The organism is Cecembia sp., assembly GCF_007126775.1.
GTDB lineage: Bacteria > Bacteroidota > Bacteroidia > Cytophagales > Cyclobacteriaceae > Cecembia.
This window is the reverse complement of record NZ_SLAP01000121.1, coordinates 1-11,461: the sequence shown is the minus strand read 5'-3', so window position 1 is coordinate 11,461 and position 11,461 is coordinate 1. Positions and strand designations below refer to the sequence as shown.

At 39.0% G+C, this 11,461-nt stretch carries 13 protein-coding genes; 10 read left to right on the top strand and 3 right to left on the bottom strand.

All coding sequences use genetic code 11. From position 1 onward, the window contains the following. Together QZT73_RS08275 and QZT73_RS08270 are read right to left on the bottom strand one after the other, a co-directional pair. On the bottom strand, positions 1–258 hold a 258-nt coding region (locus QZT73_RS08275; protein ID WP_291787622.1), incomplete at its 3' end, for a DnaJ domain-containing protein. Between the two features lie 1,116 nt (positions 259–1,374). Further along, positions 1,375–2,289: an AraC family transcriptional regulator gene (locus tag QZT73_RS08270; RefSeq protein ID WP_291785557.1), complete on the bottom strand. Its 915-nt coding sequence runs from the start codon at positions 2,287–2,289 to the stop codon at positions 1,375–1,377. Positions 2,290–2,513: 224 nt separating this feature from the next. Between QZT73_RS08270 and QZT73_RS08265 the strand changes: the two genes are divergently transcribed. The 4 genes from QZT73_RS08265 to QZT73_RS08250 all read left to right on the top strand — a co-directional run bounded on the left by QZT73_RS08265 (position 2,514) and on the right by QZT73_RS08250 (position 6,541). Then, positions 2,514–4,040, top strand: a complete 1,527-nt coding sequence (locus QZT73_RS08265; RefSeq protein WP_291785555.1) for an aldehyde dehydrogenase family protein — start codon at positions 2,514–2,516, stop codon at positions 4,038–4,040. Between the two features lie 115 nt (positions 4,041–4,155). Then, positions 4,156–4,572: a DUF779 domain-containing protein gene (locus QZT73_RS08260; protein ID WP_291785553.1), complete on the top strand. Its 417-nt coding sequence runs from the start codon at positions 4,156–4,158 to the stop codon at positions 4,570–4,572. A 64-nt stretch (positions 4,573–4,636) separates the two neighbouring features. Then, on the top strand, positions 4,637–5,797 hold the full coding sequence (locus QZT73_RS08255) for a dipeptidase (RefSeq protein ID WP_291787620.1): 1,161 nt from the start codon (positions 4,637–4,639) through the stop codon (positions 5,795–5,797). Between the two features lie 3 nt (positions 5,798–5,800). Then, the gene (locus QZT73_RS08250) at positions 5,801–6,541 is read left to right on the top strand and encodes a VIT1/CCC1 transporter family protein (RefSeq protein ID WP_291785547.1); all 741 of its coding nucleotides are present in this window, start codon (positions 5,801–5,803) and stop codon (positions 6,539–6,541) included. Between the two features lie 51 nt (positions 6,542–6,592). Here the strand turns inward: QZT73_RS08250 and QZT73_RS08245 are convergent, their stop codons facing one another. Continuing rightward, on the bottom strand, positions 6,593–7,624 hold the full coding sequence (locus QZT73_RS08245) for a DUF4407 domain-containing protein (protein ID WP_291785544.1): 1,032 nt from the start codon (positions 7,622–7,624) through the stop codon (positions 6,593–6,595). A 269-nt stretch (positions 7,625–7,893) separates the two neighbouring features. Here QZT73_RS08245 and QZT73_RS08240 point away from each other — a divergent pair, with 269 nt between their 5' ends. The 6 genes from QZT73_RS08240 to QZT73_RS08215 all read left to right on the top strand — a co-directional run bounded on the left by QZT73_RS08240 (position 7,894) and on the right by QZT73_RS08215 (position 10,971). Then, positions 7,894–8,196: a thiamine-binding protein gene (locus QZT73_RS08240; RefSeq protein ID WP_291785541.1), complete on the top strand. Its 303-nt coding sequence runs from the start codon at positions 7,894–7,896 to the stop codon at positions 8,194–8,196. A gap of 150 nt (positions 8,197–8,346) precedes the next feature. Next, positions 8,347–8,919: a sigma-70 family RNA polymerase sigma factor gene (locus tag QZT73_RS08235; protein ID WP_291785538.1), complete on the top strand. Its 573-nt coding sequence runs from the start codon at positions 8,347–8,349 to the stop codon at positions 8,917–8,919. Beyond that, positions 8,916–9,095, top strand: a complete 180-nt coding sequence (locus tag QZT73_RS08230; protein ID WP_009186461.1) for a hypothetical protein — start codon at positions 8,916–8,918, stop codon at positions 9,093–9,095. The genes QZT73_RS08235 and QZT73_RS08230 overlap by 4 nt, the downstream gene beginning before the upstream one ends. A 5-nt stretch (positions 9,096–9,100) precedes the next feature. Next, positions 9,101–9,928 carry a hypothetical protein gene (locus QZT73_RS08225; RefSeq protein ID WP_291785529.1) on the top strand — a complete coding sequence of 276 codons (828 nt, stop codon included), beginning with the start codon at positions 9,101–9,103 and terminating at the stop codon, positions 9,926–9,928. A gap of 3 nt (positions 9,929–9,931) precedes the next feature. After that, on the top strand, positions 9,932–10,507 hold the full coding sequence (locus QZT73_RS08220; RefSeq protein ID WP_291785527.1) for a hypothetical protein: 576 nt from the start codon (positions 9,932–9,934) through the stop codon (positions 10,505–10,507). A gap of 44 nt (positions 10,508–10,551) precedes the next feature. Continuing rightward, complete coding sequence (locus QZT73_RS08215; protein ID WP_291787618.1) at positions 10,552–10,971, top strand: hypothetical protein; 420 nt, start codon at positions 10,552–10,554, stop codon at positions 10,969–10,971. Positions 10,972–11,461 lie beyond the last annotated feature (490 nt).

Genomic DNA, 11,461 nt, shown 5'->3' with positions numbered 1-11,461 from the left:
TTGGTGTGCCCCCCCTCTTTCAAACTCTTCTGCATGTTTCCAGTCTTGGCCGTACTGATCGTATTTCTTTCTTTTTTCGGGATCACTGAGCACTTCATTGGCTTCGTTAACCTGTTTAAATTTGTTTTCAGCCTCTTTGTCGTTGGGATTCAGGTCAGGATGGTACTTGCGTGCCAACTTCCTATAGGCTTTTTTGATATCATCTGCCGAGGCATTTCTATCAATCTCTAAAATCTTATAGTAGTCAATGAATTCCATACTTTAGAAAATTAAATGATTTGGGAGACAAATCAAAAGGTCAACTTAATAACCTGATACAATAAAAAACTTAGCTTAATTGAAAAACTATGTTAAGTTTTAAACACCATTTCATGGTAAAATCGCTAAAAACCCACATTTTGATTTTAAAACCTCCAAAGACTTTTCAAAAAAACACAATAAATCAAAATCAGGATAAATATTTAACCAACTTTTGGTATTTCAACAGGATTTTCTAAAAAATCAGTTAAATTTTTAACCATAAAAAAAGGAGTCTTTGTAAAAGACTCCAAATGTGGGTTTATTTGTAACTGACTACAGCCGTATAAACTTTGGTATTTTAAACACTTATTGCATTTTTTTTCTACCAAAATTTTCTAAACATAAAAAATAATGATGAAAGTCCCATAAAACTTTAAGAAAATTTTATTGGCGGTTCAAGATTCCACAGTAAATTACATGAATAGTAAAACAATGGACTCTGAACACTAAACGCTGTGTCTTAAATCTTGTCTATTATAATGAAATTCTTAAATTCTTGATTGGTCTTACTAAATCACACCTCCGCAATCCGAAATCCTCTAGTCACTCCCTTCTCACTTCCATCTAGACCTCTCCTATCGTCGAGGTGACAAAGAAAGGCCTTCACCAATAGCTAGGGCGTGCTGAAAAACGCCAATTGGAGAATATTTTATTTAAATTTTAATGAATACCCCATTTTTTAAGCGTTATCTTTTTAAGCAGGTGCAAACTTATTAAATGATTTAGTTTGATTGGCGTGCACTTGAAAATTTCCAAATCCGAAATTTTCAGGCTAGCCTCAGGCATACCATCTTCTTCATTGGGCTCATTCGAAGTATAAGCATACATCTTCATTCGCCCGCTTCGAAGCTGGCATACCTGAGACTTTTTCAGCAAGCCCTGGCTAACCTTCTATTAAATTTAACTGTCCCCTTTTACCTTGGTTCTTATTAATCCCACCCTACATCCCGGCCCGATGGAAATAATAAATGATTATTGAACCAAACGGTCAACGCTATTTAGGGAAGGACAATGGACATTTCCCTTTTTCCTTTTCCCTTTTATCTAGGCTCTTTTACCTTGGCTCTTTCACCTTTACCCTACCTGAAAAACCTTTGGTGTAACCCCAAACTCATTTTTAAAAGCCCTGATAAAATAGGTGATATTATTGAATCCGGACATGAAACATACCTCCTGTACCTGATAATCTCCCATTTGAAGGTATTGTCTGGCTAATTTCAACCTTTCTTTAAGAATATATTCCATTGGAGAGAGTCCCAATTCCGCCTTAAAGGTCCTGGAAAAATGGGCTTTACTCATGCATGCCTTACCACTTAACTGCTCCAAGTTGAAATTTTCCCGGATATTGTTTTTTATGTAATCTGCCACAAAAGCGAGTCTATTGGATGCGGCCATTTGTTTGTAAGATTTTTCCAACATTTCTCGGGCCTGTGTCTGAGTCAGCCTTATCAATAACTCCTTTAAAGCAAAAGAGGCTATCAGATCCTTTTCTTTTGACCTCTCGATCACTCCAATTCTGATAAAGCGATTGATGATTTCGGACAGATCTTTTGTATTGATCAGATGAAAATAAGACAGGTCAAGCCCCCATTCATTGGTCAATTCCTTATTTGGCAATCTCTCATTCAGGAGGTTGAAGGTGTTTTCAATCATTTCTTTGGAAATGGAAAGGGCAATACACTGAGTAGGATTATCCATCTTGGCCTCGGGGAAATCTATTTTCATTACCTCATTGGGTGGAACAATGACCGATTCACCTGGCAGGTAGTCAAATCCAGGTTTATCAAAAAGGTGCATCACCTTTTTCCCTTTGAGCATCGCTGTCAAAACCAGATCCCCGAAGCATAAATTGACAGCCTCAGCTTTTTGGTGGGTTTCAAAAATATTGAGTTCGCAATCGTGTAAGGTATAGGTCGTCCTATTTTCAACCAGAGTTCTCAGGTCCCGCTCATTCCTCCAAGGCACACCTGATATAAAATGTTGATGCATCGAAATTATTTTGGATTTCTTTAAAATTACAAATTATGGTGGATATTGGAAAGAACTGGGCAGGTCATTTACCAAGTCCTCAAAACTGCTAGGAAATCCAATGAAAAACCCTTATATTAAAACTTCCTCAAAAATTGTCATATTAGGTGGATGACAAGACAAAAGAGGTTGATTTTTTTAAAAATTAAATACGGAAATTTGAATAAATCCAAAATAACAAAACAATGACTACACTCACATTATCACAGTCCAAGCCAGTGGACAGACCAAAAATCAAAGAAAAGTACGACCATTTCATTGGTGGGAAATGGGTTGCTCCTTCTTCAGGAGAGTACTTTGATAATATTTCTCCCATTGACGGAAAGGCATTTTCCAAAGCAGCAAGAGGAAATAAGGAAGATATCGAAAAAGCTTTGGATGCAGCCCATGAAGCTTTCAAGTCATGGTCAAAGACTTCGGCAGCAGAAAGAAGCCGTGTTCTAAATAAGATTGCTGATATCATTGAAGAAAACCTGGAGCTGCTGGCCCGAATCGAAACCATTGATAATGGTAAGGCATTGAGAGAGACGAGGGCAGCTGATTTACCATTGTGTGTAGATCACTTCCGGTATTTTGCAGGCGTTATCCGAGCAGATGAAAGCACCATTTCTGAGCATGATGAGCATACCGTAAGTATTGCATTGTCAGAACCCCTTGGTGTGGTTGGGCAGATTATCCCTTGGAATTTCCCTTTGTTGATGGCCACATGGAAAATTGCACCGGCATTGGCGGCAGGTTGTTGTACCGTGGTGAAACCAGCCGAACAAACCCCTACCAGTATCATGGTACTGATGGAGTTAATTGCAGATGTACTTCCTCCAGGAGTATTAAACGTAGTAACTGGCTTTGGTCCTGAGGCAGGAAAACCTCTGGCCACTTCCAAAAGGGTAGCAAAAGTTGCCTTTACGGGGGAAACCACTACCGGCCGCTTGATCATGCAATATGCCTCTGAAAACCTTATTCCGGTAACCATGGAGTTGGGCGGTAAATCACCCAATATTTTCATGAAATCTGTGGCAGAGGCAGATGATGAATTCTTCGATAAAGCGGTAGAAGGTGCGGTAATGTTTGCGCTTAATCAAGGGGAAGTATGTACCTGTCCTTCTAGAATTCTTGTTCATGAGGACATCTATGATAAATTCATGGAAAGGGTGGTAGAAAGAACCAAAGCCATCAAAATGGGGCACCCGCTTGCAGAAGACACCATGATGGGCGCACAGGCTTCCAATGATCAGTTTGAAAAAATCCTTTCCTACCTGGATATCGGTAAACAAGAGGGTGCTGAAGTGCTCTGCGGAGGAGAAAAAGCCTCTCTTAATTCCGGACTGGAAACAGGATATTACATTCAGCCTACCATTTTCAAAGGCCATAACAAAATGAGAATATTCCAAGAGGAAATCTTCGGCCCTGTAACCTCGGTTACTACTTTCAAAACGGTAGAAGAAGCCATTGAAATTGCCAATGATACCATGTATGGCTTGGGTGCCGGACTTTGGTCCAGAGATGCCCATGAGCTTTATCAGGTGCCAAGAGCGATCAAGGCAGGTCGTGTCTGGGTCAATTGCTACCATGCATATCCTGCCCATGCCCCATTTGGAGGTTATAAAAAATCAGGCTTTGGCCGTGAAAACCACCTGATGATGCTCAATCATTACAGGCAGACCAAGAATATGCTGATTTCTTACAGCAAGAATAAGCTGGGCTTTTTTTAGAAGAAGCGAGAGGCTAGAAGCAAGAGATAAGAAATTCTAATCTCTTGCTTCTAGTTTCTTATTTCTTGATTCTAGTATCTTCTGTCTCGCTTCTAGTGTCTTAAAAACAAAACCCATGATTACCGACGAAAATAACCACGTAAGAAGAGTACTGATTACCGAGGAGGCCATGGAGGTTATTGATACCCTCCGAAAACGTTTCGGGACGGATTTGATGTTCCACCAAAGTGGTGGCTGCTGCGATGGTTCCTCTCCTATGTGCTTCGAAAAGGGAGATTTTATAGTGGGTAGCAATGACATTTGGATGGGGAAAGTCTATGGCTGTGATTTTTTCATGAATGAGGACCAGTTTGAATATTGGAAACATACCCAACTCACCTTAGACGTCACCCCGGGAAGAGGAAGTAGTTTTTCTTTAGAAATCCCCATGGGTGTCCGCTTTATGATACGCTCCAGATTATTTACCATGGAAGAATTGGAAAACCTCATTCCAACTAAAACTGGAGAAGAGATCTTAGAGGAGAATGTGTAAGAATCAATGCCATCCTAATTGATTACATATTTTTTGATTAAATTGATAGCAAAACCCCAATGCTATGAAGAAAATCATTCTTTTTTTGATTATCCTTTTTGTCCTTTACTGGCTGGGAACAATGACTGTTCCCTCAATGATTGAAAAGAGCAGCAATACAGTGAAAGAAGCTGCTCCCTATGAAGTTTCCGAGCAAGCGATGCAGCTCTACCAGTCCCTTGATTTTGTCGCTGACCTGCACTGTGATGCCCTTTTATGGGGTCGTGATCTTACCCAAAAAGCAAATTTTGGCCACGTGGATTTCCCCCGAATGCAGGAGGCCAATGTAGCCTTGCAGGTTTTTACCATTGTATCAAAATCCCCCAAAGGGCAAAACATGGATTTCAATAGGGCTGACGCTCAGGATAACATAACCCTACTGAATATTGTGCAGGGGAGACCAATTTCCAATTGGTTTAGCCTGATCAACAGAACCATGTACCAATCCAAAAAATTACAAGACTTTGCAAATGAATTTGGAGAAGAATTCATTCTTATCAAGTCAAGTGCTGACTTAGAACGACTAATCCAAGCCAGGAAAAGTAACCAAAAGGTCATTGGAGGATTGCTGGGCATAGAAGGTGCACATGCATTGGAGGGTAGCATGGAAAACCTGGAGAAGGTATATGAAGCAGGGGTAAGGTTGATTGGCCCTGTTCATTTTTTCGACAATGAATTAGGTGGTTCGGCTCATGGTGAAAGTGGTGAGGGGTTGACAGAATTTGGTAAAGCAGTCATCCGTCGTATGAATGAACTCAATATGATCATTGATTTGGCCCATGTTTCGCCCAAGATGTTTGATGACATATTGGAGGTTTCCGAAAAACCAGTCATGGTTTCGCATACGGGAATCAGAGCGGTTTTAAATTCTCCCAGAAACCTGAGCGATGATCAAATCAGAAGATTGGCAGAAAAGGGGGGGATCATTGGTATTGCCTTTTTTGACATGGCAGTCGGAGAAGATGAAATCAGAGGAATTGTAGCGAGCATGAAGCGGGTCAAAAACCTCGTAGGAATAGATCATGTGGCCTTGGGTTCTGACTACGACGGCAGTGTGGCTGTTCCTTTTGACATTACAGGATTACCGATAATTGTTGAGGCATTGCTTCAGGAAGGATTCACAGAAGAGGAAATCCGGGCTATCATGGGTGAAAATGTCCAACGGTTTTTATTGAATAACCTCTGATACATGGAGCACAAGGAAAGGAAATTCCATCAAGAGGTCAATTTTCTCGGGAATGCCCAAGATTATCTTCGGGAATTTGTCTATGGCGGGATCGATGGTGCAGTGACCACCTTTGCTGTAGTAGCAGGGGCAGTAGGTGCAAATCTAGATATTTCCATCATCATCATTCTAGGCTTTGCCAACCTACTTGCTGATGGTTTTTCCATGTCCGTGGGTGCCTATTTATCCGCAAAATCTGAAAAAGAAAATTATACCAAACATAAAAATATTGAATACTGGGAAGTCGACAATATCCCTGAAAAAGAAAGAGAAGAAATAGTAGAAATCTATAAGCAAAAAGGTTTTGAAGGAAAATTATTGGAGCAGGTCGTGGATGTAATTGTTTCGGATAGAGACAGGTGGGTCAACGAGATGATGAAAAATGAACTCGAATTGATCCCTGATTCAAAAAGCCCATTTAAAATTGGTTTGGCTACTTTGATCTCATTCATATTTGTAGGATTTATTCCCCTTTTGGTTTATGTGTATGACTTCTTTAAAGAAACAACTTTTGATCTATTCTTTTGGACCAGTATTTTCACGGGAGTTGCCTTCATGGTGGTAGGTGCTTTGAAAAGTTTTATCAACCAAACGTCTTATTTTAAAAGCATTATTGAAACGTTGTTGTTGGGTTTTGTTGCTGCTTTGGTTGCCTACTATGTAGGAGATTTTCTTGAAACGCTGATTATGAATGGAAAACTTTAAATCAAAATATGGAATAAGGCCAGGTGACTCTTGGAAATTCATCTGTTTTGTTCAGGAAAAAACCTCCGATTCATAAAGTTGGATATTCCTTTCACTTTTCTTTCTGGTTTTGAAAGATTGCTCCTTTACATACACTTGGACATTTTCCTCTTTAAGTTCCAGCATTTCATCATACGGGCCTCGCAGCGAAATTACTTTGACAAAAATCGGAGCGGTCTCCAAGGCAATAAACAGTAAAAGAATAAAGATATTGGCCAATTTGATGGCCTCACTTTCAATGGTCAAAATATGAAGCGCATCCAATCTGGCTGCCAAGCCATCAAAATTCTCAATCTGTGGGGCCCTTTTGGCAAATTCATCTTCTCTTAAGACCATCAATCTTCTGATTTCAACCTCCAGAGTATCCAATTTTGCCTGATTGGCAGCCCTGACCGCAGTCAATTCTCTTTGCGCGGCATCAAGTTGCTGCTCCTTTTTTCGGGCATTGCTTCCCAATCCCACTATACCACTAGTACCATCTGTTTTGGTACCGAATCTTTCGAAATCATACTCCTGCTGTAATTTATCCCTGAATGCTATGACCTTTTCTGTTTCAGATTTGATACTGTCCTTCTTTAGTTCCAAAGCTTGAATCTCCGGAAAAACTTCCTGAATGGCCTTCTTACTTTGAGCCATCATGTCAATTTTTTTCTCATCCAGCTTACGGTTGATTTCCTTCTCGAAAATCTTCAGTTCCAAAGGTCTTGAAATGACAATTGCCAAAAGCACCGCAAAGACCAACCTCGGGATTGCCATTTTCCACTCACTCCAGGCATTATTTCTTTTCTTCATGCTGGACACGATAAATCTGTCCAGGTTAAAAATCATCAGTCCCCATAAAAAGCCAAAAAACATGGCCAAAAACATAGAATCAAATACCGTATAAAGTGCATATCCGGCAGCCAAAGCAGCAAAAAGCCCTGTAAAGAAAACTGTACCTCCAATTCCTACATATTTATTGGTCTCAGTAGGCAATCTTTTTAACAACGGTCCAAGGGCACCGGAACAAAACCAGAAGAAACGGGTGACTTTTTGGAATGACATAAATTTCATTTTTCAAAACAACTACTTTCAAAAAACGAACTAGAAAACCCAAATAATTTAAAATCCAAACAAAAATCTTTGCTCAGACTATCAAAACCTTTCAGTAGAAGAGCATTGCAGGTTTTAATTCAGAAATCGTGTATCATATTAATTTGAATACGCCTAATTTCTATTGAGTAGACGTCGGATAAAAGCCCTTAAAAACGGACATATGGTGTACGATTTTGAAGCAGCACTTTTTTGATCTACCTTTATAAAAAACAGTCAGCATGCAAAAAGCAAATATCATTAATCTCGGCATTCAGATCGTTCCCAAAAGCAAAACCTTGGATACCTATGCCCTGGTGGACAAAGCCATAGAAGTGATCCAACAATCAGGAGTCAAGCATGTGGTAACCCCATTTGAGACTGTAATGGAGGGAACGCAGGAAGAATTGATGGCCATCGCCCAAAATGCACAGCAGGCGGTATTGGATGCAGGAGCAGACGAAGTTTTGGTGTATTACCGCATACACATCAGAAATGGTGGAGATGTGACCATGGGTGAAAAAACTGATAAGTTTACCTATTAGAAAATTATTTAACCTTAGCGTTAAACAAAGCGGCAAATAATCTCGGTACTTTTTTAGCTAAATGCACTTCGTTCCATACCAAAAGTCTATTTTTTGAAATTAATTTGTCAAAAGATGTGACTTTATCAGTTAACATGTGTCCAAATGTAGATGACTACAAAAGAAAAGTTAAAAAGTTTAACTGATGAAGAACTGGCATTGGAAATGGCCAAATCTCTTGACATCCTTTTTTTTGAAGAAATATACAACCGATATGAAAGCTTGGTCTTTACCAAATGCTTAAGCTTCACCAAATCAAAGACTGTTGCTCAGGACATTGCACATGATATTTTTTTAAAGCTTTATGTCAGCATAGGGAAGTTTGAGGGGAGATCTAAATTTTCCACCTGGCTTTACAGCCTGACCTATAACCACTGTGTAAACTACATCAATAGAGACAAAGACGCCAAAATGATGCGAAATGCCACCGGTACGGATGATTTGCTGAATCTTCAAAGCACTGAAGACGACCTGCAAATCCAAGCGATGGAGGCAGAAAAACTTAAAGCTGCATTGGAGCAGATTGACCCGGAGGATAAAATGATTCTACTGCTCAAGTATCAGGATGATGCCAGTATCAAAGACCTAGAAAAAATCTATGAAATCGGTACCAGTGCCGTGAAGATGAGGCTGAGTAGGGCAAAAAGTAAATTAATGAAAGCGTATAAAACTGTTCGGATATGAGTAGCGAGAATCCTTTTAAATTATTAGACCAGAAACTGGAAGCAGCGCCTCCTGAACTCCGTGAGAAAGTGATGGCGGATGTATCCAAAGCCAAATTGATTTTGGAACTAGCAAGCCTTTTTGGAGATGCCATACCAGCTTCAATTAACGACCTATTTATCAACAAAAAAAACTAAAAGATATGCAAACAGTAACTGATTGGGCAGAAGTCACCCTAAATGCCTTTTTGAAAATGGGCGAACAATTAAGTTCTAACTTATTGAGTGTCTTAGGTGCTGTGATCATCTTGGTCTTGGGCTGGTTGATCACCAGGCTGATCACATTTGTTTTGGGCAAAGTCCTTGAAAAATCAAAGATTGACGGACTCTCCAAAAAACTTAATGAAAGCAAGTCATTTGGGAATTCAAAAATTGAATTTGATCTGTCCAAAGTCATACTTGCCTTTGTCAAGTGGATCATGTACCTGGTGTTTTTGACAGTGGCAGCTGATATTCTGAACTGGACGGTCATTTCAAATGAAATCACCAATCTTTTGGCTTATTTGCCCAGGTTGTTCAGTGCACTGGCCCTATTGATCATTGGCCTGTACATAGCCAATTTTATTAAAAAAGCCATCAAGGGGTTTTTGGAAGCTATCGCGTTTTCCGGAGCAGGGCTGGTCAGCAGCATTATATTTTTTATCATAGCCGTCATCTTTATCCTCACAGCACTCAATCAGGCAGGAATTGATATCAGTGTGATTACCGGTAACCTGATCATTATCGTAGGGGGTGTTGTATTGACCCTTGTGATATCCATAGGAGTAGGGTCCATTGAGCTGGTTCAAAAGTCCCTTTATACCTATTATGTGAGAAGAAACTATTCCACAGGTGATCATGTGACTTTTAAAAATAAAAAAGGTACAATTCTATCTATAGGGAACTTGACTGTGGTGATTGCATCAGAAGAAGGAGAACTCCACATTCCTATTAAAGATTTTGCAAATGAAGTAACGATAAGAACCAAATAATTTATGGAAAATAGCAATGATTCAAATAAGGAGCAATTAGGTGATTATGATGCTGTAAATGTACCTAAAGAGAGCAGAGTAAAAATGTTTTTACTCAATAATAAACTAGTCATTTTGCTTTTGATCTTGCTGGTATTTGTATTTGCTTGGGGGCAAATCAAACTCCATAAGGCCACCAAAGAGGCAGATAAAAAGATTGAAGAGATCAATGTTTCTTACAACCTTAAATTTGACAGCTTGCAACTGGCTTCTAAGGAAAGAATGTCCAAAGTTTTCTCCTGGTCTGTGCGCAGTGAATTGATTAGGGAAAATGTCGAACAAGTGGCTGTCCTGATCAATAATTATGTTCAGGAAGAGGGTGTTAAGAATGTAAAACTCATCAATCCAACTTCAAAAATGGTAGTTCTCTCAACTAATAAAAGGGATGAAAATAGGGTATTTGAATTTCCTGAGCTGCTCAATTTAAATCAATTGGAGGTTCAACAGACAGAGGAAACCTTGATGCACTTGATCCCTATCATGGGACTCAACCAACGGATGGCCATTTTAGTAGTGGAATATATTTCCGAAAAAATGTGACCAGGTAAATCTTTATGTGTCATAAAGATATAAACTTAAAAATTATGAAAACGAACAAAATCATCCAACTATCAGTATTTGTTTTACTTCTATTCTCACTAGAAGCTTGCAGTAAAAAATATTCCTTTCCTGTTTCTTCCGTAACTCCATCTGCAGACGGAGAGGTCAAGGTCAAAAAACAAAAGGGCGGAATTTATTCCTTTGAAACCGTAGTTAAAAATTTGGCAAACCCATCTAGGCTTACTCCACCTAAGGCCCATTATATCGTATGGGTTCAAAATGAGGAAGGTGAGTATCAAAACTTAGGGGAGTTGGAGCTTTCCCGAAGAAATAATGCCAAATTAGAAGGTGCTTTAACCTATAAGCCGGTTTACTTTATTGTTACCGCTGAAGACGTCAAAAATGCCAATTGGCCAAATCTTCAACAGACCATTTTCAAGAGTGAGCGGTTAAGATTGAGGTAAGTCGATTCTTTTAAACAGTGAAATAGTTTTTATCAAATAATAACTAATTAAACGGCTGAATGAAAGAGGCTTTGTTCTTCTTTCATTCAGTCAAATAAGTATGACTAGAAATTAGAGGACAATATAAAAATCCATGTTGTGTAGACTCTTAAGTTTTGATCTGCTAAAACACTCAAGGTTAACGAAGTGAAGCCAAACAAATTAACCGTGATCTAAAGCAATAAAAGTATCTGGATCAATGCGGATTAAGAAAACAAGCAATCCCCATAGAATCATTTAGTGGTCAATTAATTCAAGTTCCTGTATGATATTACCTATATTGAAGTAAAAATAAGTTCCAAACTATTTGAGGTTTCAATTAGGCCCCGATAGCGATGGTAAACAAATATCACAGAATATTTTATAAATCAAATGAACCCTAAATATTGAGTGATTCACCACTTAACCCTACGTCCATTTTATGATTATGAAAACAAAATCTACTAAATAT